Annotated in this window: 20 protein-coding genes and 4 pseudogenes; 14 read left to right on the top strand and 10 right to left on the bottom strand. The window is 62.2% G+C overall.

Translation table 11 applies throughout. The features are described 5' to 3' along the window. Position 1 precedes the first annotated feature (1 nt). Complete coding sequence (locus GGQ64_RS25450) at positions 2-835, bottom strand: SDR family oxidoreductase (protein WP_183808117.1); 834 nt, start codon at positions 833-835, stop codon at positions 2-4. 95 nt (positions 836-930) lie between these two features. On the opposite strand from GGQ64_RS25450, the gene GGQ64_RS25455 reads away from it, so the two are divergent. The 4 genes and pseudogenes from GGQ64_RS25455 to GGQ64_RS25470 all read left to right on the top strand — a co-directional run. Beyond that, a complete protein-coding gene (locus GGQ64_RS25455) occupies positions 931-1,821 on the top strand; it encodes a LysR family transcriptional regulator (protein WP_183808118.1) in 891 nt (296 codons plus the stop codon). A gap of 294 nt (positions 1,822-2,115) precedes the next feature. Then, positions 2,116-2,996: pseudogene (gene trbB / locus GGQ64_RS25460) on the top strand (P-type conjugative transfer ATPase TrbB). Then, positions 2,993-3,322 carry a TrbC/VirB2 family type IV secretion system protein gene (locus GGQ64_RS25465; protein ID WP_183808119.1) on the top strand — a complete coding sequence of 110 codons (330 nt, stop codon included), beginning with the start codon at positions 2,993-2,995 and terminating at the stop codon, positions 3,320-3,322. Before trbB ends, GGQ64_RS25465 begins: the two are co-directional and overlap by 4 nt. After that, positions 3,322-3,582 (top strand): annotated as a pseudogene (locus tag GGQ64_RS25470) (VirB3 family type IV secretion system protein); the annotation flags it as partial. The gene GGQ64_RS25465 and the pseudogene GGQ64_RS25470, both read left to right, overlap by 1 nt. A gap of 37 nt (positions 3,583-3,619) precedes the next feature. On the opposite strand, the gene GGQ64_RS25475 reads toward GGQ64_RS25470, so the two are convergent. The 5 genes from GGQ64_RS25475 to GGQ64_RS25495 form a co-directional block, all read right to left on the bottom strand. Next, on the bottom strand, positions 3,620-4,741 hold the full coding sequence (locus GGQ64_RS25475) for an SDR family oxidoreductase (protein ID WP_183808120.1): 1,122 nt from the start codon (positions 4,739-4,741) through the stop codon (positions 3,620-3,622). 183 nt (positions 4,742-4,924) lie between these two features. Next, positions 4,925-5,839, bottom strand: a complete 915-nt coding sequence (locus GGQ64_RS25480) for an SDR family oxidoreductase (protein WP_183808121.1) — start codon at positions 5,837-5,839, stop codon at positions 4,925-4,927. A gap of 200 nt (positions 5,840-6,039) precedes the next feature. Next, positions 6,040-6,987: an SDR family oxidoreductase gene (locus GGQ64_RS25485; RefSeq protein ID WP_183808122.1), complete on the bottom strand. Its 948-nt coding sequence runs from the start codon at positions 6,985-6,987 to the stop codon at positions 6,040-6,042. Between the two features lie 262 nt (positions 6,988-7,249). After that, the gene (locus tag GGQ64_RS25490) at positions 7,250-8,110 is read right to left on the bottom strand and encodes a DUF2306 domain-containing protein (RefSeq protein ID WP_183808123.1); all 861 of its coding nucleotides are present in this window, start codon (positions 8,108-8,110) and stop codon (positions 7,250-7,252) included. A gap of 23 nt (positions 8,111-8,133) precedes the next feature. Then, complete coding sequence (locus tag GGQ64_RS25495) at positions 8,134-8,604, bottom strand: DUF2147 domain-containing protein (protein ID WP_183808124.1); 471 nt, start codon at positions 8,602-8,604, stop codon at positions 8,134-8,136. Between the two features lie 389 nt (positions 8,605-8,993). On the opposite strand from GGQ64_RS25495, the gene GGQ64_RS25500 reads away from it, so the two are divergent. Together GGQ64_RS25500 and GGQ64_RS25505 are read left to right on the top strand one after the other, a co-directional pair. Beyond that, the gene (locus GGQ64_RS25500; protein ID WP_183808125.1) at positions 8,994-9,455 is read left to right on the top strand and encodes a MarR family winged helix-turn-helix transcriptional regulator; all 462 of its coding nucleotides are present in this window, start codon (positions 8,994-8,996) and stop codon (positions 9,453-9,455) included. Then, positions 9,452-10,267 (top strand): NAD-dependent epimerase/dehydratase family protein, encoded by an 816-nt coding sequence (locus GGQ64_RS25505; protein ID WP_183808126.1) that lies wholly within the window; start codon positions 9,452-9,454, stop codon positions 10,265-10,267. Before GGQ64_RS25500 ends, GGQ64_RS25505 begins: the two co-directional genes overlap by 4 nt. A gap of 129 nt (positions 10,268-10,396) precedes the next feature. Here the strand turns inward: GGQ64_RS25505 and GGQ64_RS25510 are convergent, their stop codons facing one another. Continuing rightward, positions 10,397-11,320 (bottom strand): AraC family transcriptional regulator, encoded by a 924-nt coding sequence (locus tag GGQ64_RS25510; protein WP_183808127.1) that lies wholly within the window; start codon positions 11,318-11,320, stop codon positions 10,397-10,399. 164 nt (positions 11,321-11,484) lie between these two features. On the opposite strand from GGQ64_RS25510, the gene GGQ64_RS25515 reads away from it, so the two are divergent. From GGQ64_RS25515 to GGQ64_RS25535, 6 genes are all read left to right on the top strand, one after another. Further along, a complete protein-coding gene (locus GGQ64_RS25515) occupies positions 11,485-12,801 on the top strand; it encodes an MFS transporter (protein WP_183808128.1) in 1,317 nt (438 codons plus the stop codon). Between the two features lie 69 nt (positions 12,802-12,870). Further along, positions 12,871-13,083, top strand: coding sequence for a hypothetical protein (locus GGQ64_RS28400; RefSeq protein WP_425488542.1), 213 nt, complete (start codon positions 12,871-12,873; stop codon positions 13,081-13,083). Further along, positions 13,080-13,556 (top strand): SDR family NAD(P)-dependent oxidoreductase, encoded by a 477-nt coding sequence (locus GGQ64_RS28405; RefSeq protein WP_425488543.1) that lies wholly within the window; start codon positions 13,080-13,082, stop codon positions 13,554-13,556. The genes GGQ64_RS28400 and GGQ64_RS28405 overlap by 4 nt, the downstream gene beginning before the upstream one ends. Before the next feature lie 232 nt (positions 13,557-13,788). Then, on the top strand, positions 13,789-14,583 hold the full coding sequence (locus tag GGQ64_RS25525) for a MipA/OmpV family protein (RefSeq protein ID WP_183808129.1): 795 nt from the start codon (positions 13,789-13,791) through the stop codon (positions 14,581-14,583). A 136-nt stretch (positions 14,584-14,719) separates the two neighbouring features. Continuing rightward, on the top strand, positions 14,720-15,361 hold the full coding sequence (locus GGQ64_RS25530) for a DedA family protein (protein WP_183808130.1): 642 nt from the start codon (positions 14,720-14,722) through the stop codon (positions 15,359-15,361). A 50-nt stretch (positions 15,362-15,411) separates the two neighbouring features. Next, entirely contained in the window at positions 15,412-16,029 is a 618-nt protein-coding gene (locus tag GGQ64_RS25535) for a class I SAM-dependent methyltransferase (protein ID WP_183808173.1), read from the top strand. A 453-nt stretch (positions 16,030-16,482) separates the two neighbouring features. Here GGQ64_RS25535 and GGQ64_RS28410 read toward each other — a convergent pair. Beyond that, positions 16,483-16,654, bottom strand: a pseudogene (locus tag GGQ64_RS28410) (IS5/IS1182 family transposase); the annotation flags it as partial. On the opposite strand from GGQ64_RS28410, the pseudogene GGQ64_RS25540 reads away from it, so the two are divergent. Next, a pseudogene (locus tag GGQ64_RS25540) lies at positions 16,634-16,816 on the top strand (ATP-binding protein); the annotation flags it as partial. The pseudogenes GGQ64_RS28410 and GGQ64_RS25540 overlap by 21 nt on opposite strands. Positions 16,817-17,584: 768 nt before the next feature. Here the strand turns inward: GGQ64_RS25540 and GGQ64_RS25545 are convergent. Together GGQ64_RS25545 and GGQ64_RS25550 are read right to left on the bottom strand one after the other, a co-directional pair. Next, positions 17,585-17,839, bottom strand: coding sequence for a DUF1488 family protein (locus GGQ64_RS25545; protein ID WP_183808131.1), 255 nt, complete (start codon positions 17,837-17,839; stop codon positions 17,585-17,587). A 170-nt stretch (positions 17,840-18,009) separates the two neighbouring features. Next, on the bottom strand, positions 18,010-18,285 hold the full coding sequence (locus GGQ64_RS25550) for a hypothetical protein (protein ID WP_183808132.1): 276 nt from the start codon (positions 18,283-18,285) through the stop codon (positions 18,010-18,012). A gap of 805 nt (positions 18,286-19,090) precedes the next feature. Here GGQ64_RS25550 and GGQ64_RS25555 point away from each other — a divergent pair. Beyond that, positions 19,091-20,095 carry an IS110 family RNA-guided transposase gene (locus GGQ64_RS25555; protein ID WP_425488544.1) on the top strand — a complete coding sequence of 335 codons (1,005 nt, stop codon included), beginning with the start codon at positions 19,091-19,093 and terminating at the stop codon, positions 20,093-20,095. Positions 20,096-20,661 lie beyond the last annotated feature (566 nt).

The following is a 20,661-nucleotide window of genomic DNA, read 5'->3' on the forward strand; positions in this document are numbered from 1 at the left end:
GTCAATCTTCCTTTCGATCGGCGGAAAAGGCGACATCGCGCTGGGCTTCGAGCGCTTCTAGTCGCTTCGTGAGCGCGGCGCGGATATTTTCAAAGGCAGTGCTGCCCAGCGCGAGCCGCAATGGCGGATGATCCGAGTCGGCCGCCTCGATTATTGCGTCAACGGTGTTGCCGGCATCGCCGTGGATCACGAACTCACCGCCAGCGACGAGCCGGCGAACCTCGCCTGCGGGCGTTTCCTCGTAAATCCCGAAGGGCTCCGCCCGATCGAGAGCTGCGCCGAAATTCGTATCGGTGGGGCCTGGCTCGGCAATGATGAAATCGATCCCGAATGGTGCAACCTCCTGGGCAACGGTCTCGACGAACCCTTCGATACCCCACTTGCTGGCATGATAAAGGCTGAAGCCCGGATATGTGATCTGCCCGCCCTCGGAGGAAACCTGGACGACACGTCCGCCGCCCTGAGATCGCAGGTGCGGTAGGCTGGCACGAATAAGTTGGATCGAACCGGTGAGGTTCGTCGCGAGCTGACGATCAATCTGCTCGTCGCTGAGTTCCTCCCCCGCGCCGAATAAGCCATAGCCAGCGTTGCTGACCACCACGTCGATCCGACCGACACGTTCGAACGCCTGGTCAATAGCTGCGCGGACCGCCCCGGTATCGATCAGGTCCAACAAGACTACGTGGAACTGATCGGCATGGGCGCTCGCGAGGTGTGACAGCGCGTCTGTGCGCCGTACGGTTCCAATGACGCGGTCGCCGCGGCCGAGCAGCTTCTCCGTCATGATGCGCCCAAGTCCGGAGGAAGCCCCCGTGATAAACCAAGTTTTCGTCATGGCATGATCCTCGATTGATTGAGGACAATGTAGCCACTCCACTTTGTTGCGATAATGCGCTCTAATCTGCATGAGCTGGTGAGCAAGGATGACCAATGGCGAGGCCGACACTGACGGATCTGGCCGCCCTTGTGGCGGTCGCAGAGCACCGGAGCTTCCGAAAAGCGGCCGACATGCTGGGCGTCTCGCGCTCTTCGCTCAGCCACGCGATCGCAGCGCTTGAGCGCAACCTTGGGGCCTGGCTCCTTCATCGGACGACCCGCAGCGTCGCGCCAACGGAAGCGGGAGAGCATCTTCTTCGACGGCTGACGCCGGTGCTCCAGGATCTTGATCAGGCCCTCGACGCAGTTGCCGAGGATGGGGGGCATCCGAGCAGCACGCTGCGCATCAATGGCGGCGAGGAAGCCATGCGCCAGCTACTGAGGCTGGTCGTGCCTGTCTTTTTAAGGCGTTATCCGCAAGTCTCGCTCGACCTGGTCACTGACGGGCGCCTAATCGACATCGTGGAGCAAGGGTTCGATGCTGGCCTCCGGCTTGCCGAAGCGGTGCCACAGGACATGATAGCGGTTCCGCTGAGCGAGGATTTTCGCTTTCTGGCTGTTGCCGCGCCCACCTACCTGGCGAAAGCCGGCCAGCCGCTCACACCAGAAGATCTGCGACAGCACCAATGCATTCGACAGCGTCTCCCGATCGGCAAGCTATACCGGTGGGAGTTTGAGAGGCATGGGCAGGAGATTGCAATCGATGTTTCAGGCGCTATGACGCTCAATCATACGATGCTCATGATCGAGGCGGCAGCCGACGGGCTTGGTATTGCTTATGTGCCCGAGACGGCGGCGCGACCATGGCTGGAAGCCGGGCGATTGATCGCACTCTTGGAAGACTGGTCGCCCCCGGTTGGGGGACTGCGGCTTTACTATTCAAGCCATCGTCATGTGCCCGCTTCCCTCCGTGCCTTTATCGACGTGATGAAAGGTGCCAGCTGATCAAGGTCGGTGCTGTTTATACTCCCCTGTCGACCACACTGGTTAAGCCAGCCGGCGGTGGCGTCGCGATCAACTTCGCATCACTAAGCTCGATGCATGTGCAGCTTCATTCCGCCGTTTCCCTGTCTTTATACGCCACAGTACGACGACCACTTTTCGGTTGTTGTAATCCCCTGATTTCTGCCTCTTCTACTCGTCCCCGATCCAGGGCCGCATGTCGCGGACCCGCAAGAGAACGGGGACGACGTGGCGGCGACTCACCAGAAATCGGAGGCAATCCTTCGCGGCGCGCGCATGTTGCGCACCGCCCTCGGGCCGGCGATCACCCGGTTTCTGGAAGACCCCGCGATCGTCGAGGTGATGCTCAACCCCGATGGGCGGCTCTGGGTCGACCGGCTTTCCGAGGGACTGTCCAACACGGGAGAGCTGCTGTCGCCGTCTGACGGCGAGCGGATCATCCGCCTGGTCGCCCACCATGTCGGCGCCGAGGTTCATCCCGGCGCGCCGCGCGTGTCGGCCGAACTGCCCGAGACGGGGGAGCGGTTCGAGGGCCTGCTGCCGCCCGTCGTTCAGGCGCCAACCTTCGCGATCCGCAAGCCCGCTGTCGCGGTCTTCACGCTGGAAGATTACGTGGCCGCCGGAATCATGGCGGCGAGCCAGGCCGAGGCGCTGCGCCGCGCTGTCGCCGAGCGGCGCTTCTGGCCGAGGTCTCGAAGACTTCGGACCGCGTCGTTCTGATCGAGGACACCCGCGAGCTCCAATGCGCCGCGCCCAACCTCGTCGCCATGCGGACCAAGGACGGCGTCGCCTCGCTCTCCGACCTTGTCCGCTCCTCGCTCCGCCTTCGCCCCGACCGCATCCCGATCGGCGAGGTGCGCGGCGCCGAGGCCCTCGATCTCTTGAAGGCCTGGCGCACCGGCCACCCCGGCGGCGTCGGCACCATCCACGCCGGCACCGCCATCGGCGCCCTGCGCCGGATGGAGCAACTGATCCAGGAAGCCGTCGTCACCGTTCCGCGCGCGCTCATCGCCGAAACGATCGATCTGGTCGCCGTCCTGTCCGGTCGCGGCTCACAGCGCCGCCTCGCCGAACTCGCCCGCATCGAGGGCCTCGGCCCCGACGGCGACTACCGCGTCACCCCCGCAACCCAGCCCCTCACAGGAGACCCGTCATGATCCAGCATGCTTTGCGCATCCGCCGCCACATCGCCACGGCGGTGTCCGTCACCTTCATCACGTTGACGCTCGCGCCCGCCGCCCACGCCTCCGGCTCGTCGATGCCGTGGGAAGCACCGCTGCAATCCATCCTCGAATCGATCGAAGGGCCGGTGGCCAAGATCATCGCCGTGATGATCATCATTATCACCGGCCTGACGCTCGCCTTCGGCGACACATCCGGCGGCGCGCGCCGCCTGATCCAGATCGTGTTCGGCCTATCGATCGCCTTCGCCGCGTCGAGCTTCTTCCTGTCGTTCTTCTCGTTCGGCGGCGGAGCGCTCTGATGGCCGACGGCGCCGATCATCATGGCGGCGAGCTGCCGGGTTTCTCTGTCCCGGTCCATCAGGCGCTGACCGAGCACATCTTGCTCGGCGGCGCTCCGCGGTCGATCGCCATTCTCAACGGCACGCTCGCCGCCGCGCTCGGGCTGGGTCTCCGCCTCTGGCTCGTCGGCCTGGGCCTTTGGGCTGTCGGCCATTTCGCTGCCGTCTGGGCCGCCAAGCGCGATCAGCAGTTCGTCGAGGTTGTGCGCAAGCATCAACGCGCACAGTGGATCGCGCATCGAGCGAGAACTTTGTGCATCAGCCCATTCGCCCGAATGTCACGTCGCCAAGTTGCTCAAGTGTGGTCCACAGCCTCGCCGCAACTTGCTGGTCGTCGGCTTTTTCAGGAATCCCGGCCCAGCCGGGTAAGCCGCCCAGCCCCATCACCCCGTTGGGGCCGTAATATCCGCCAGCCGCCGCTTGCGGCGACGTTGCCGCATACAGGGTCGGCAAGGCGCCCTGGGCTGCCGTCTGGAACATGAACGGCATGTATCGATGATTGCGCCCCTCCAGGCTGTCGGGGCCTGGGCCGTCCGGGACGAGGTTCGTGCGGGCGATGCCCGGATGGGCGGCTATAGCCGAGATACCCCAGCCTTCCACCGCACTGCGCCTCTGCATCTCGAAGGCAACCATGAGGAGGGCGAGCTTGGAGTTGTCATAGGCCGCCCCATAGTCGTAGTCCTGAACCAGTTGCAGGTCGGCAAAGTTGATAGCACCCATGAACGAGCGGCTGCTGGAAACCCAGACGACGCGCGGGGATTGGCCTTCGCGAAGCAGCGGCAACAGTAGGGCGGTCAACACAAAATGACCAAGCGTGTTCGTGGCAAAAACCCGCTCGAATCCGTTGGCGCTCACTTCGCGGCTTTTCCGCCCCATGACGCCGGCATTGTTGACGAGAATATCCAGACTTCCTCGGGACGCGCGCATACGCTCCGCAAATCCGGCGACCGAAGCGAGGTCTGAAAGATCGAGCGTCTCGAAGCGGATCGAAGCGCCGGGAACGATGCTCCTGATGTGTCTGACCGCTTCCTCGCCCCGTTCTTGCTTCCGGGACGCGATGGTTACGTCCGCCCCGGCGCGAGCGAGTTCAAGGGCGTCATGAAAGCCCAGGCCGCTTCGATCGCCCACGGGATAGCCATTGCCACCGGTGACCAGCGCCGAGCGCCCTCGCAGCGAGGGGATGTCGGCCGCCGTCCAATCGGGGATCCTCGGCAGTCCCTGCTGACGCGGGGAAACGGGTGGCCTGTTCGCCCATACGGCGACGCCGCCGCCCACAGCCGCAACAGCAAGGCCGGCCGCGCCGTATCGAACAAATGAACGGCGCGACAACCCCGAAGCTTTGGCTTTGCCAGGCCCATTCCCTCCGCGCGTGTCTGTCATTTCAGGAATCCTTCCGAGTAATGGAATTTTGGATGGTTGGGCGATGTCAGTGTTGCGAAGGGTCAGCGACGATGCACTCGTTTGCGATCAGCATGACCGGGAGCATCCGGTTGATCGTCGCCGGGTTAAGGTCAAGGTGTCACTGCTCTCCCGACGTAAAACGGTGACCACCACCTGGACGTTTCACACGAACGTCACGCTCGTCAGCTCCTGAGACGCATCCCAGAGGCGCGCCGCCACTGAGGCATCGTGCGCCTGCATGGGAGGCTTTTCTTCGGTCGGATAGCCACGCGTCCCGCCCAACCTGTCAGGTCCGTAGTAGGCGCCGTCGCGCGCTGCCGGATCGGTCGCCGCATACAGCGTGGGTAATGCGCCCTGCCACGCGGGCTGGAACAGGAACGGCAGGAAGCGGCGCGCCATTCCGGGCGCGCTCGTCTGTCCGGCTCCGTTCGGGAGCAGATCGGTGCGCGAGATACCGGGGTGGGCCGCCAGGCTCTCGACGCCCCATCCGGCCGCCTTGCTGCGCCGGCTCAATTCGAATGCGAACATGATGCAGGCGAGCTTCGATTGGCTGTAAACCGGCATCGGCTTGTAGTCGCGCTCAGCTTGCAAGTCGTCGAAGTTGATCGCTCCTTGGCGTGCCGCGACGCTGCCGAGGGTCACGACGCGTGGGTTCTGCCCTTTCTTCAGGAGCGGCATCAGATGCGCCGTAAGCGCAAAATGGCCGAGATAGTTGGTGCCGAACTGCAGCTCGAAGCCGTCGGAGGTCTCGCGACGGGTCGGTGGCGTCATAACGCCGGCATTGTTGATCAGGAGATCGAGGCTGTCCTGCTCCTGTGCGAGTTGCTCGGTGAACGCCGCGATCGAGGCGAGGTTGGCAAGATCCACCTCCCCAAACCGCACTTGTCCGCCAGGGATAGCTTTCTTGATCGCGGCCACGGCCTCAGCGCCCTTCCGCGCGTTGCGCCCGGCGATCACGACACTTGAACCGGCTCGCGCCAAGGCCAACGCTTCCTCGAAGCCCAATCCTCCAGTGCCAGTGACGACCGCTGTACGGCCGTGTTGCGGTGGAATGTTGCTTGTCGTCCATTTGGTCATTATGAAGTCCACGCCTTCTCAAAAGTTCAGCGAGACTTCGGGTGAGGATTGTCTCAACGCGCCCGCTTTTTACCTCCCTCAATAGAACGGCTACGGCATTAAACCTCCATGCCTGAATTGGCAAAAAACATGCCTATTCCTACATCCATTTGACTGTCGAGGAATATCGAAAGAAAGTAGATGCCGACTGGCCGAGGCCATCAAGTTGGCGCGGTCAAGGCCTGCGGGCGTCCTACAAGTATGTCCACGTTGGTCAGTTCCAGCGAAATCTCCCAGAGGCGAGCCGCGACGGCTGTGTCCAGCGCTTGGCGAGGAGGTTTCTCCTGGATCGGATGGCCTCGCGTCCCGCCAAGCCGGTCAGGCCCGTAGTAAGCGCCGCTCCGCGCCGCCGGTTCTGTCGCCGCAAAGAGCGTGGGCAAGGCGCCCTGCCATGCGGGCTGATAGAGAAACCACAAGTAGCGCCGCGCGAACCCCGGTACACTCGACCAGCCCGGCCCGTTCGGTATCAGGTCGGTGCGCGAGATGCCGGGATGCGCCGCCAGGCTCTGCACGCCCCATCCGGCCGCCTCGCTCCGTCGGTTCAGTTCAAAGGCAAACATGATGCAGGCCAGCTTCGACTGGCTGTAAACCTGCATCGGCTTGTAACCGCCCTCGGCCTGAAGGTCGTCGAAGTTAATCGCTCCCCACCGCGCCGCCACGCTGCCCACAGTCACGACGCGCGGCTTTTGCCCCCTCTTCATGAGCGGCAGCAGATGCGCGGTAAGAGCGAAATGGCCGAGATAGTTCGTGCCCAATTGTAGCTCGAAGCCATCGCTGGTCTCGCGACGCTTCGGCGTTCTCATGACGCCGGCGTTGTTGATCAAGAGCTCGAGGCCATCTTGCTCCTGTGCGAGCTGCGCGGCGAATTCAGCGATCGAAGTAAGGTTCGCAAGGTCCAGCTTGCCGAACCGAACCTGCGCGCCAGAGACGACATTTCTGATCGCCGCGACGGCATCAGCACCCTTCTGGGGATTGCGTCCGGCGATCACAACGTTAGTGCCGACGCGCGCCAGGGCCAGCGCCGTCTCGAAACCCAGCCCTCCGGTGCCGGTGACGACTGCCGAACGGCCGTGTTGTGGTGGAATGTTACTTGTCGTCCAGTTGGTCATCAATCATCCTTGCCTTTTCGACTGCTCGGCGGAGATTTCGAGCGTTGATGGTTTCTACGCACCCGCCTTTTTGTCCTGTTCGGCAGGTTGCCCGAAGCGCGGCAACCCTCCATGCCGGAACCAGTAAAAGGCATGCCTGATCCTACGTTTGTGCAGCTTGCACCGCGCCCGGGGAGGGCAAGTAACGGCAGATGTCCTGATGGTGCTCAGGTGCGCACGGTAACAGGATCATCTGGCATGGCAGTACAGCTTGGCGGATGGCCTACAGTGCTGCGTCCGTGAGGCCGCTGATCATTCTCGGCCCCCAACTGCGAGCGGTGAAGCTCCAGGTCGCGAAGATTATGAAGGCGGTTGCAGCCAAGAGCACCGATGCTGCCGCAAAGCTGGCAACCGCTCCTCGATCCCGCCAGCGCGCCCGAATGAAGAGTTCAGCGACGATGAGATTGGGTACGTAGAAGAAGAACATCATGATCGCGTCGAACCAGCCGGTAAAGCCGCTCGCCGTTCCAATGCCACCGGATGCCAGGAACCAGGCGCCATATTCCATCCGGTACAGCCAGGAGCCGACCGTCAGAGCAAACAGCCTGATCGCCCAGGCACGATGCTCGTCGTAACTGCCAGCCCGGGCGCGGGCGTAGGCCATGGCGGCGCAGAGCACCATCAACGCGCCGTAGATGCCGAAGCCCGTATCCATCAGCGGGCCACCGATCGTGCCTCTTCCCAATATGAAGCCAAGCCCACCCAGACCAGCCAAGCCGGCCGAAATGACGTAGATTCGGCCCAGCCAACGATGGAGGCCGGGCACATTATCGCGCACGCTCCCGATCAACTGAACAGGTCCGAGCAACAGGAGCACGCCCCCGGCCATGAAGTGCGCGCCGATGGCTGCCGTAGAAAGCAGCGCGCTCCCTTCGTATAAATCGGGAAGAGACTCATTCCATCGATCGGCAGCTCCGCCTAACGCGACGCCGCCGAAGAAAGCGAGGATGTAGGTGGCGAAGATGGCACCGCTGATCCAACTCGCGGCCACGAGCAGCCGAGCGCTCCAGCGCAGGGCTGCACCATGAGAGCCGCCATTTGGCTCGGCCGGTTCACGATCAACGATCGATGAACTATCCGCCATGGGGATCGTCTTAAATCCTGCACTCATTGTGCGCGGCGAAGCACCATGGTCCGACCGAGTATGGCGGTGCCCATATATGCGCGAAGTTCCAGTTTTCCGCTCACCAGCGTTGCTCGAGCAGAGTGGGTCTGACCAGTTGCGCCGCTGTAGAAATTACCGCCTTCCCAGCGACCGTCAGCGGCATCCCATTTGAGGTTGGTCACGAGAACGGCTCGCTCCAGGGAGCGGCTTCTGAGGTTCGGGTCCGGATTGAGTGTGTCCTTCTTGAAGGTCTTGCCGTCGGCCTCCATCAGAAGCTTTCCGTAGAGGACCCGGGCGGCATAGGTTTCGCCGGCGTCGAACATCTCAAGCTTAAGATTGCCGTCCTCGGACTCCCAGACGCCGACAATCTGATCCGGCGAAGATGCCTGTGCGAAAGCCTCTCCAACCGGGAGACCTGTCATTCCCGCCGTGAGCACTGCGGCCATCAAAGGCCCTGTTAGCGATTTGAGCATCTTGTGTTTTCCTTATCGATGATTTGGCGCGTGTGTGGGAGCGGCGCGAAATTTCCCGCGCCGCCCGAAACTTCATGCCTGCGGAATGATCCGCCGTTCACCTCGGGAAAACGCGATATGAAACCGAGCCCAACCGCTCCGAGGCAATGTGCCGTGAAGCTACCCGCCGGCTGTACGACGGCGAATACCGATTACCGCGAATTTCTTGCCTGATCCTCCAGCTGGATTGAGGTAAGCCCTGGCCAGTGAGTTCTTGCCCAAATCTTGACAGGGTCCGGGGACCGCCACCCAAGCCATCTGAAAACACGGTCAAGCGAAGCGGACCCCTTGACACTTGTTAGGTGCCTTACATATTTGCTAGGTGGCTAGCAAGACTGGAGGGCGCATCGATGGTTAAGAGACGGGAAAGCGCGGATCGCGACCTCGTCGGAGCCTGGGCAAAGCGGTGCTATTTCGCTGGCCGGGCGGTCATGGATTCTGTCCTGCGCCCTTATGATCTCGGCTCAGTGCAGTGGTACGTGCTCTACCAGCTCGCGACTGTCGGGCCGACCATGCAGCGCGATCTCGTGCGGTTGCTCGCGATCGAACGGGCGACAATGACCGGCATCGTCGCAACGCTCGTGCGCAAGGGTCTCGTCGAGCAAGAGGCCGACCGCGTCGATCAGCGCCAGAAGCTCCTGCGCATCACCGCCGCCGGCGCGACGCTTTGGGGCGACTTGCCCGATCTCTCTTTCATCCGCTCGGTCGCCTTCGACGGCGTCGACGATGCCGAAATCGCCGTCGCGGTCCGGGTTCTTCAAACCGCAACGGAGCGTCTTGAAAACCTCCTACAGAAAGGAACAGCGTCATGACAGTATTGATAACCGGCGCAACAGGGCTCGTCGGAGCCCGTCTTCTTCCGCGCCTTGTCGAAGCTGGGCTGAATTGCCGCGCGTTGTTGCGCGGCGGAAAAGAGGCGCCCGCAGGCGTGACGGCGGTGGAGGCCGACCTTCTCGATCCTGCTTCACTCATGCGAGCGGTAGAGGGCGTATCGGCGATCATCCATCTCGCCGCAGTTTTTCGCACGCCCGACACCAACCTGATCTGGAAAAGCAACCTCGAGGGCACGCGCAACCTCATCGCCGCGGCAAGGGCGCATGCGCCCGAGGCGCGGTTCATCCTGGCGAGCACGTCCAATGTCTATGACGCGGACAGCCTGCGCCCTGGCCGCGAGGACGACGCAGCCGACCCGCAACAGGCCTATCCGGCCAGCAAGCTCACCGCCGAGAACGCGCTACGTGAAAGCGGGCTGAACTGGTCGATCCAGCGGTTGGGCTTCGTTTATGGCGACAAGGACGGACATCTCGAAGAGTTGCCCCGGCTAGTCGCCAGTTTCAAAATGCATCCGGCCCAAAGGATGAGCATGGTTCATCATCGCGATATCGCCACCGCCATGAACCTTGCCCTGACCGGCGCGATGGATGGGCGCATCGTCAACATCGCGGATGAGGCGCCGACCGCGATATACGAGCTCGTCGCCCTGGTCGGCGGAACAATGGAACCGTCTTCGGAGCCGCTTGCCAATCCCTGGCGCCTCCACGTGGATGTCTCGCTTGCCCGCAGCCTCGGCTTCCAACCGGTTGTGAGGACCGTCCACCAGGCCGCACAGGAAGGCTTGATGTGATGTGCGCTCGGCGACGACTGAGAGCCCGACGAATCCTTCCCCGTCAGCGCCGGTATTGGCAATTCTGTTCGCAGATCGGAAAGGCCGCTCCGGGCGCACCGGCACGGAGCCGCCTCCCGCAACACGCGCTTAGGCAGTTCGCGCCTTGCGGCTGGCGTACTGGCTGTACATCCGCTGATGGTTGAGCGCGTCCTGCTTTGGCGCAACGCCGAACATGCGGGAATATTCGCGGCTGAATTGCGACGGACTTTCGTAGCCGACCTTGTAGGCGGCTTCCTCGACGCTTGCAGCGTCCGCCACCATCAGCCGCCGCGACTCGAGCAGGCGCAACTGCTTCTGGAACTGAAGCGGCGTCACCGAGGTGAGCTGCTTGAAGTGCTGATGGAACGATGACGGGCTCATGCGCGCCACCTCGGCCATTTGCTCCACACGCAGCGTCTGGGCGAAATTGGCGCGCAGAAAATAGATCGCTTTCGCGACCCGCATGAAATTCGATTCCGGCACGGCCAGGCTGCAGAGTTCGGGCCCGTGCGGGCCGCTCAGAAGCCAGTAGCAGATCTCGCGCATGACCGACGGATAGAGGATCGGGATCGCCTTCGGCGTCTGCGACATCCGGATCAGGCGCAGCACGCATTCCGCCAGCGGTTCGTCAACCTTGCCGACGAACACGCATGGACCCGGCGCGGCAGGTGGGACGGGCGGCGTCTCCAACTGTTCCAGCACCTCGCGCAGCATCGTCACGTCGAGATCGATGGTGACGCCGATATAGGGCGACTGCTCGGTCGCCTCGACGACCCGCCCGCTCGCCGGCATTTCCATGCTGACGACCAGGCACTCCATGTCGCCGTAGCGGAGCGTCTCGTCGCCGAAGAGGATTTCCTTTGCTCCCTGGGCCACGACGCAGAGCGACGGCCGGTAGATCTGCCGCATCGGCATCCGCTGCTGGTAGGAACGGATGATATTAACGCTCTCGATCGGCGTCGGGAATAGCCCTTCACCGCCGCCCTGGCTTTCGATGTAAGCGGTGATCCCGCCCAGAAGCGATGACGACACGCGAGCCTCCATTGGGTTTCGAGGCCAGCGCAGCACTCGCCCGTCAGCCGGCAGTCTATCGCGGCTTGTAGGAATAGGCAAGTTTCTTGAGATATTCGGCATTCTGGTCATTAGTGACTTCCTCTAGCTTGGTGATGCCAGTCACAGCCAGGGACGCTCCAAACATGACAGAAACCGCCGCGTCGTCAATAGATCAGCAGAATAGACTGCCCATTGTATCGAAGACGATCGGCGATGAACACGTTCATGGGTGGCGCGTTCCGGTGCTGCTTATTACGCTGTTTCTCGTCAGTGCCACTTCCCAGATCGACCGGATGCTTCCGTTCGTCCTGGCAGAGTCGATCAAGGGAGACCTCGATCTGAGCGATACCGAGGTGGGCCTGCTCACCGGCATCGCCTTTGCGGTCTGTTACACGCTGCTGTCGATGCCGCTCGCCCGCATCGCCGATCGCGGATCGCCCCGTTTCGTCCTCGTTTTGTGCATCCTGCTGTGGAGCGCGATGACATTGCTCGGCGGCATGGCGATGAGTTTCCTGTTTCTCGCCTTCACCCGCTTCGGCGTCGCCTTTGGCGAGGCCGGGGGCACGCCCTCCAGCCATGCGATCATCGCCCGCAAGATCCCGCCCGAACGCCGCGGTCTGGCGATCGGCATCTTCTCAATGGGCATTCCGCTCGGCACCATGGTGGGCTTCGCCGTCGGCGGCGCGATCGGCGACACCCTTGGCTGGCGGACAGCACTGGTCGGGGCCGGCGCTATGAGCGCGCTGATCGGTCTGCTGGCACTCGTCGTCATCGGCCCGACCCCGCCGCTCAAACGTTCGATCGCCAATAGCGAGCCCTTCCTGACGGCGAGCCTGCGATTGCTTTCGTCCCCGCCATTCCGCTGGCTGTTCATCGGCTCGGTCACACTCGGCTTCGCCGCAGCACCTTTCTACGCCTTCGCGGTTCCCTTCCTGATCCGCACCCACGGTTATAGCGCCAGCGAGGCCGGACTGGCGTTTGGACTGCTGCAGGGCGCAATGGGAATTTGCGGAACCCTGATTGGCGGGCGACTGTTCGACCGCGCTGTGCGCTCCGGCACCGGCCGCGTTCTCGGTCCGCCCGCCATCCTCTTCATGGTCGCGAGCATGACGACCGCTGCGGCGCTTTTCGCACCGGTCGGGTGGCTCTCCGTCCTGCTCTTCGTGCCCGGCATGCTGTCCTTCGCCTTTCTGCTGCCCTGGTGCTTCGGCGCTGCACACCTGGTGGCCGGCAAGGGCAGGGAAGCGATGGCGACGAGCCTCGCGATGATCGGCTCCGGGCTTCTGGGGCCAGCGCTTGGTCCTCTCATCGTAGGCATGATCAGCGATGGAGCGACAGCCGCCGAGATTTCGAATGGCTTGGGGCTCGGCCTGCTCATCGTGCCCGTCGCAAGCGTCCTGACCGGCGTCGCCATGCTGATCGCAAACCAGCGCATCGCCGCCTGGCTCGGGCGGCAGTAACGACCGAACGCGAACCTATGGCCGCACCAACAAGCTTTCGCGAGTTTTTTGAGAAAGAGAGACTTTCCAATGTCCGATACCGATAACGCCCGTCGCACCTTCCTGGCGCTCACCGCCGCCGCACCCGCAGCCCTCGCCCTCGGGGGTGTGGCCTCGGCACAGACCTCCGAGACTGCTACCGGCGCACTGCCTGGCACTGGGCGGGCCGCCATCGTCACAGGCTCGTCGCGCGCATTGGCGCCGCGACCGCCAAGCGCCTGGCGCGCGACGGCTATGCGGTGACGGTGAACTATTTTACCAACCGCGATCTGGCCGCTCAGGTCGTGCGCGATATCGAGGCGGCCGGCGGCCGCGCTATCTTCCGCCAGACCGATGTCGCCGATCCGGCGGCGGTCAAGGCCCTGTTCGACGCCAATGACGAGACCTTCGGCGGCGTCGATGTGGTGATCAGCAACGCCGGGATCATGAACGTCGCACCCTTCGCCCAGTTCACAGACGAAGCCTTCGACCGGATGATCGCCACCAATGTGAAGGGCAGCTTCAACGTGCTGCGGGAGGCGGCGCGGCGCACCCGCGACGGCGGTCGCATCATCACGCTCGCTTCGACCTCGATCCGCGCGCGTCGGCCGACCCATGGCGGCTATCCCGCGACCAAGGCCGCCCGGGAGATCTATGCCGGCTGCCTCGCCAAGGAGCTCGCCGGCCGCCATAGATCTCCTGGGCAGCTCGTGTTCGCCAATGGCGGCTTCTTCTAAGGCGATCGCGAGCCGCAAGACAACACACCCGTGGGGCGGCCGAAGCCAGCCATCGCTGCTTCGATCGCCTCGAACTGAACCCGGATCGCGGTTAGCCGCCCCACTCCCGCCGATCCGATCGGAGGCCGCCGCTCCCCCATTACACCGGCGGCCTTCAAAACCCCCGAAGGCGCACCGCGAACAAGGCGGGCGCCTTCGGGGACCCCACCTCCCTCCATAAGGAGTTTCGACAATGCGTGTAGTCCTTCCCATCCTGCTCACCGGTGGCGCAGCCTTGTCATCCACCAGCGCCAATGCCCAGGCAGCGCCGCCCGACAACGGCCCCCACGGCGTCGTCGCGATCGGTGCGGGCGTGGTTCCCGAATATGACGGGTCCGAGGATCTCCGCGCGATCCCCTTCGTGCAGGCGGACGTCCACTGGGGCGACATCAACCTGGAAATCCGCGGGCTTCGGGCGCGGGCCGATCTCGCGTCCGATCCGAGCCTTTCGATCGGACCTGTAATTGGTGCGCGCCTGCCAAGAAGCGACGTGGATGGCCCGGTGGGATTGTTGCCGGATATCGACACGGCGATCGAAGCGGGCGGGTTCATCGGCTATCGCTTCGGCGGCGACGAGAGCGGCCAAGGTTCGCTGGCGATGGAGCTTTCCGTCGTCCACGATGTCTCGGGCGTCCACGATGGGATGCTCGCGACAGCAAGCGCCAGCTACGCTGCGGTTCGTCGCGACGATTTCTTCCTGTCGCTCGACGCGCAAACGACCTGGGTGAACCAGGACTATGCGCGCACCTATTTCGGCGTCACCCCGGCCGGGGCCGCTGCAAGCGGTCTAGCCGCCGACAGCCCGGGGTCCGGCATCAAGGATGTCGGTGTCGGCGTCACGGCCGGATACTGGTTCAGCGAGCGCTTCGGCGTCACGGGCCGGGTCGGAGCCAACTACCTCGTCGGCGATGTCGCCGACAGCCCCGTCACCGAAGAAGGGCGCCGCTGGCAGCCGAGCGGCGGCCTCTCGATCGCCTACCGGTTCTGAAGCGTCGCCAGATCCGCTGATCCAAACCTGGCGCTTCGAGCAGTCGTGGCCGTCAGCCGGACAACGGGCATCTTCACCGTATCACACCTCCATGCCCCGGCGAATTTGACCGCGTGCATCAATTGAGGATTTGCCTATGGATTTCGATCCCGTTGGAGCAGTCATGGCGTGGATTGGCGCCTATGGGCTCATCGGTCTGTTCGCCGTTGCCCTGGCCGAGCGCTTCGTGCCGGTGATCCCGTCCTACGGGCTGCTACTCGCGGTCGGGATCGGCGCGGCGGACGGGGACTGGCCACTGCCGGCTGCCTTCCTTTCGACGGCTGCTGGCAGCATCTTCGGCTGCGCGGCATGGTTCTACGCTGTCCGGGGACTGGGCGACGCGCGATCGACGCGCCTCCTTAACAGAGCTGGCGGGTTCTTCAGCATGTCCGTCGATCGCGTTGAGCGCGGAATCGCTTCCGTTCACCGGAATCAGATCGCGCTGGCCTTCGCACTCCAGCTCGTGCCGACGGTAAGGCTCGTCGCTCCGGCCTTCGCCGCCCTTTCGCGCGGGAACTCCCGCAGTGTCCTGACGGCTTCGGCGGCCGGCATTGCGGTCTGGAATGGCCTTTTCATCGGCATTGGATTTTACGCTTCGCACTCGATCGAGTCGGCGAACTCGACGGTCCTCGCCCTGACTGCTCTCGGCTGCCTGCTCATTGCGGAGGTATCCGTGTTCTGGATCGTGCGACGGATTGGCGCCCACCGCAAAGCGGGGACCGTGCTATGCAAGATCTGACACCTCGCAGATGTGCGCGATCAGCCGCGACGTCGCCCCAACGCCAGCGTATGGCGGAAGCGCTCGGCTTCTTCCAGGTGTGGCTCAAGAACCCCCTGCGCGTCGCCGCAATCGCGCCATCGTCGAGATCGCTAGCGAACCTTATCACCTCCGAAATCTCCCACAACACCGGGCCGGTGATCGAGCTGGGCCCGGGAACCGGCGCGTTCACGCGCGCCCTGATCGCCCGGGGTGTCAGACAGGAAGACCTCGCGCTGATTGAATTCGGATCCGAGTTCGCCGCCGCGCTTCATTTCCATTATCCGCGCGCGCGTACGCTCTGGATGGACGCCGCCCGCCTGCGGGCGGTCGACCTCTTCGACGGAAGGGCGGCCGGCGCCGTCGTCAGCGGGCTACCGCTGCTGTCGATGCCGCCGCGCAAGGTGATCTCCATCCTGACCGGCGCGTTCCGCAAGATGGAGCCGGACGGCGCGCTCTACCAGTTCACCTACGGGCCGCGTTGTCCGGTCTCGCTCAGACTGTTGGACCATCTTGGCCTCGAGGCGGAACGGATCGGCGGCACGCTCGCCAACCTCCCTCCTGCGGCGGTCTATAGAATCAGGCGCAGGCATCCTATCCCTTTCCACTTCGTCCGCTTTTCGTCGCGGCAGCATGTGCCCGTCGAGTGAGATGACGGAGGCGCGATACACCCAATATCAATACAGCAGCGCCGTAAGGCGGGGCAGAAGGAGTTCAGCTGGATGGGCAACGGCTTGCTCGGAATGACATCCGCCACGAGGATTTCATTGTCAGCGCCGGCGGCCCCGGCCCTGAAATCCAGGACTTTCTCATCAAGCAGCTTTGGGCGATCGGTTTCCGGCCGAGCATCGTTGTGCATGGAGTGGGGCGAGAAAACCTGATGGGCCTGGTTGCCAAGCGATCTGGGCTTTCATTGACAACAGAATCCAGCCTTGGAACGATCTACACCGGTGTGACCTTCCGGCCACTCGCGAGGTATCGGACACCGTTATAAAGTTCAAGCAATGAGAACCCGGCACTTAAGCGCGCTATCGAGCTTTGCTTCCGGATTGCCGATGATCGGCGTCGAACGACGCGCTCCAGGTCAAATCTAGGGTCCGGAATCATAAACAATAGCTGACGGTCGTTGCGATGCAGCCGACGGCGAGAAAATAGACGACAAGGCGGTCGTATCGCGTGGCGACGCGGCGGACATGCGCTCGATCGCATTTGTTCGCGGTAGAGGACCTGTGAGAAGCATCTGTTCAGTGCCGGGCCAGCGTCTTCGGTGATGCCAAGATGACCACAGCGCTATTGGACCGGCTCACGCATCACTGCCACATCCTTGAAGCCGGAAACGACAGCTTTCGCTTCAAGAACAGCTCAGCGCACGACACCAAAACGGCGAAGGAGAAAACGAGGAACTTGACCACGACCGCAGACCCGAAACATACCTAACAGGCGGGTCAATTCTCGGTGGAAACGTGGAGTGAACCCCTCGGGCTGGACCTCGGGACTTCATGAGCCTTCTCCGATTGAGACCCGCAGACCGTATCAGTTTTTCCGTGTCCCGTGGTCCAGCCCGAGGGGTTCACTCCAATCCCAGGTCAGCTCTCAGTGCAAATCAACAAGGAAGGTCGGTGCGTTTTCGCCCTGGCCTTTTTTTATTGCGGGCGTGCCGTTGTTCGCGCCTTGCAGCGCTGCTACACTTCCTTTGATCGATGCTGCGGGAACCCCTCGCCATCCCTCCTGGAGATGGCGATGGCGGCCTCTACGACACGATAAGCGGTTCGCTGCGAGGCCGATCAGTCATGGACGGTCTATGACGTTTTCACGGGCGATCCGGCGAAACCTTCGAGCTGGTATTTGGTGGACCTAACGTTTGACGAATCGACCACGTTCTTCGCCATCCTGAATGCTAAGGACCTGAACCGCAGGAGTAGGCTGGGGATATAGGGGCGGTTGGTATCACCAGTTCATATTGTCCAGCACCACGAACATCATAAAGCAAAAGACCCCGCTGAGGGTCAGTATGGACAGCCACCGCGTGATGTTGAGAGCACTTTTCATGCCTCAGCATGCGCGTGTATCGGCGGCAAGTCGAGGACATTCGGTGGTGCGCCGTATTTTGAGCGTCGGTCCGTCCGCCATCGGCCGATTGGTACGTGAACTAGCCCTCCTCTGCCGCCGGTATCGGGCTTGTACGGCAAAAACTATCTGAAAAAACTATCTGAAATCTTGCACGTAGAGAGTCCGGCGGCCACGCGCATACACCTTGGCCGCCACTTCGAGAATCGTCCCTCGTGCCGCATCGAATGCCACCAGATAATCAGAAACTAGGATCTCCGGAGATTCTGGCTTTATGAGTGCGGCAGCCTCTATGAAGAATGGCACCTCGAACATGCCGTCGTAGCCCAGAAAGCGGACGGCGTTTCTCGCATCATCGTAGCTACGACTGCGGTTTGGAAACATCAGAGTCATGGATTTCATCTTTCGCGTAGGGAAGCAGCCCGGTTGAAGGCAGTCGGACCGAAAACGATCGAAGTGGGGTCGGGGCGTGACCTCGACCCTGCGGACGATAACGAAAGCGATCGCAGGCTACCAATGAACGCAACGGGAGATTCCATCTCCATCAAGCATGACGCATTGTCCTAGCACGTGCCCATTGCCAACTCGGCGTCGTGTCGAAGTGCGCTCGCAATCTCCTCCGCAGACACCTGCAGAAACTGACGGGTGCCCGCCTCGACGGAAATCGCGGGGATTTCAAGGTGGGTCGCCACGCGCCTGTAGGCCACATAACTGGCCCCGTCGATAAGCTCTTCATCCACGACGAGACGATAAGTTCCGGCTTGCAAAGGCACCACCAAGACGCTGAGCACAAAGGGATGTGCGAAAGTAATCTCGCTGTTTGTCGTTCTCTCTATCATGTCCGGTATCCGCCGTTCTACTGCGATGAATTTTGCTCACTCATTGTCGCCGGATTTTGGTGATCTCCAGGCTCAGGTTGGAATGTCCAGACCATCGCGACTGATAGCAGCACCAGCAACGTCGCTGTCAGTGTTCGGTTAGACATGGTCGGTCACCTTTTGGCGTCAGAACGTTCCTGACGGCCATGGAGAAGGAAGCACGGGGACGCCCGACCGCGCCGCCCTCATTCTCCCAGGACTGTTCGTCTGCTTGAATGGATCGGGAACTCGCCTTGCCGACGACAGGACGGAGTTCTCTCAGATTGCTGGGCAGCCCTTGAATGGCATAGCGCGCAAATGGCGATCTGTAGGGAAGCTTGTCCACACTCGCCTTCCCGAAGTTGTACTCCAATTGCGCTGAGAGAGCGTCCGGAGACGTCTCCCCCGCCAGAAACAGCTTCATCAAGAAGAACGCGGCCGCGTTGAATTATCGTTGATCATCCCTCAGAAAACTGGCGTCATAGCCCGCGCTGTCCAAGATGGATTTGATAATCGTCATTTCTTCAGAGGAGATGTCGGTGAAGCTGGGATCGGAAGACATGTCGTCCTCCTCTCATTGGGGCCAGGGTACTAGCCCTCAAGCGGTAGAGCCCGTGACATTGCTACCGACAATTTAAGGATGCGCTTATATATCCGCTAACGCAAGCGAGTGCAGGTTTCATTCGGGCTCACAAATAGTGAACTGATGGGGTGGATGCCCCCTCCGGCCGGCGTCAGCGTATGATGCCTGCTCAGCGCCATGGTGGCGCACAGGGAGGGAAGGCAGATGTATATCCTCGCGATCGATCTCGCAAAACGGAGTTTCCAGGTCTGCGCAACGGATCGCGGCGGGGCGGTTCTATTCAATCGCGTCCTATCTCGGACCCGACTGCAGCAGTTTCTGAATGAGCAATCGCCTTGCATTGTCGCGATGGAAGCCTGTGCCACCAGCCACTTTTGGGGCCGCTTCGCGCAAAGTCGAGGCCACGACGTTCGACTGATCCTGCCCATCTACGTGAAGCCGTTCGTCAAGCGACAGAAGAACGACGCGGCTGATGCAGCCGCGATCGCGGAGGCCGCATTACGCCCGAATATACACTACGTCGCGGTCAAGAGCGCCGAGCATCAGGCGCGTGCGGTGGCATTCCGAACCCACCAATGCTTTGTGCGCCAACGTACCCAGCTCATCAACGCACTACGCGGCCATCTAGCCGAGTTTGGGATAGTCGTTGCGCAAGGCCCGGCCAATCTCGGTGCGGTTGCAGGCATGTTGGATGATGGAGGCGTTGATCTGCCGGACGGCGTGCGGGAGATCGGCAGGCTTTACCTGGACCAGATCAGGTTGCTCTCCGAGAAGGTCGACGAGCTGAGCCTCAAACTGCGCGAGGCGACGACATCGAACGCTGAGATGCGCCGGCTCTGTACCGTTCCTGGAGTCGGCCCTGTGACCGCCGGCGCGATCCTCGCCTTTGCGCCTGACCTCCATGCTTTCAAGAGTGGTCGAAACTTTGCCGCCTGGCTCGGTCTTGTTCCAAGACAGCATTCGACGGGTGGGAAGACCCGCCTTGGCGGTGTCAGCAAGATGGGACAGACTGATATTCGCAGGTTGCTCGTCGTCGGGGCCATGAGCATTATTCGATGGATCGTCCGCAAGGGCACCTTTCCCGACAACTGGCTCGGGCACATGCTCGGCCGCAAACCTCGAATGGTCGCCGCTGTCGCGCTCGCCAACAAGATGGCGCGCATCATATGGGCAATGATGACAAGGGAGCAGAACTACAGGATGGCGTGATCCGCTGCCTTTGTCGAAGGGCAATGCGGTGACGCTTGGGGTGATCAGCCCCGGTGAGAAGATCGACTGACGGTACGATGCGGAAAGGACTTCAATGTTCAGAATGGGGCAAACCAGTCCCGGGGCTCGAGTCAACCAAGCTCTCTGAACCGATGTGGACCCTGTTCTTCGAACTGCATCCCGGCCCGTGGCCGTTCAGGCCACTCCATGAGGCCTGACACACGACCATAGAATTCCTCGTTCGCAGACAGCAGTCAGAAAATTCTTCTTGCCAAACCGGGGGCATCCACACACGCCCCGCCGCGATCCGTTGCGCAGACCTGGAAACTCCGTTTTGCGAGATCGATCGCGAGGATATACATCTGCCTTCCCTCCCTGTGCGCCACCATGGCGCTGAGCAGGCATCATACGCTGACGCCGGCCGGAGGGGGCATCCACCCCATCAGTTCAGCGCCCTTACCAATCGATCAAGGCTTGACGTCCGATAGTTCCGATGAAAACGCCGCGAGAAACCAGCTTGCTCTCGCGGCGTTTGGCCCCTTGTCTTTGCGAGAACCAATCAAACG

It is taken from the genome of Mycoplana azooxidifex, from assembly GCF_014196765.1.
Classification (GTDB): Bacteria; Pseudomonadota; Alphaproteobacteria; order Rhizobiales; family Rhizobiaceae; genus Mycoplana; species Mycoplana azooxidifex.

What these genes read in the sequence shown, in the direction of transcription:
- GGQ64_RS28400 (WP_425488542.1), top strand. Translation starts at nt 12,871, where the DNA reads ATGTCCGATACCGATAACGCCCGTCGCACCTTCCTGGCGCTCACCGCC.
- GGQ64_RS25500 (WP_183808125.1), top strand. Translation starts at nt 8,994, where the DNA reads ATGGTTAAGAGACGGGAAAGCGCGGATCGCGACCTCGTCGGAGCCTGG.
- GGQ64_RS25455 (WP_183808118.1), top strand. Translation starts at nt 931, where the DNA reads ATGGCGAGGCCGACACTGACGGATCTGGCCGCCCTTGTGGCGGTCGCA.
- GGQ64_RS25465 (WP_183808119.1), top strand. Translation starts at nt 2,993, where the DNA reads ATGATCCAGCATGCTTTGCGCATCCGCCGCCACATCGCCACGGCGGTG.
- GGQ64_RS25505 (WP_183808126.1), top strand. Translation starts at nt 9,452, where the DNA reads ATGACAGTATTGATAACCGGCGCAACAGGGCTCGTCGGAGCCCGTCTT.
- GGQ64_RS25525 (WP_183808129.1), top strand. Translation starts at nt 13,789, where the DNA reads ATGCGTGTAGTCCTTCCCATCCTGCTCACCGGTGGCGCAGCCTTGTCA.
- GGQ64_RS25535 (WP_183808173.1), top strand. Translation starts at nt 15,412, where the DNA reads ATGGCGGAAGCGCTCGGCTTCTTCCAGGTGTGGCTCAAGAACCCCCTG.
- GGQ64_RS25545 (WP_183808131.1), bottom strand. Translation starts at nt 17,839, where the DNA reads ATGACTCTGATGTTTCCAAACCGCAGTCGTAGCTACGATGATGCGAGA.
- GGQ64_RS25480 (WP_183808121.1), bottom strand. Translation starts at nt 5,839, where the DNA reads ATGACCAAATGGACGACAAGCAACATTCCACCGCAACACGGCCGTACA.
- GGQ64_RS25530 (WP_183808130.1), top strand. Translation starts at nt 14,720, where the DNA reads ATGGATTTCGATCCCGTTGGAGCAGTCATGGCGTGGATTGGCGCCTAT.
- GGQ64_RS25450 (WP_183808117.1), bottom strand. Translation starts at nt 835, where the DNA reads ATGACGAAAACTTGGTTTATCACGGGGGCTTCCTCCGGACTTGGGCGC.
- GGQ64_RS25485 (WP_183808122.1), bottom strand. Translation starts at nt 6,987, where the DNA reads ATGACCAACTGGACGACAAGTAACATTCCACCACAACACGGCCGTTCG.
- GGQ64_RS25555 (WP_425488544.1), top strand. Translation starts at nt 19,091, where the DNA reads ATGTATATCCTCGCGATCGATCTCGCAAAACGGAGTTTCCAGGTCTGC.
- GGQ64_RS25490 (WP_183808123.1), bottom strand. Translation starts at nt 8,110, where the DNA reads ATGGCGGATAGTTCATCGATCGTTGATCGTGAACCGGCCGAGCCAAAT.
- GGQ64_RS25550 (WP_183808132.1), bottom strand. Translation starts at nt 18,285, where the DNA reads ATGATAGAGAGAACGACAAACAGCGAGATTACTTTCGCACATCCCTTT.
- GGQ64_RS25475 (WP_183808120.1), bottom strand. Translation starts at nt 4,741, where the DNA reads ATGACAGACACGCGCGGAGGGAATGGGCCTGGCAAAGCCAAAGCTTCG.
- GGQ64_RS25495 (WP_183808124.1), bottom strand. Translation starts at nt 8,604, where the DNA reads ATGCTCAAATCGCTAACAGGGCCTTTGATGGCCGCAGTGCTCACGGCG.
- GGQ64_RS25515 (WP_183808128.1), top strand. Translation starts at nt 11,485, where the DNA reads ATGACAGAAACCGCCGCGTCGTCAATAGATCAGCAGAATAGACTGCCC.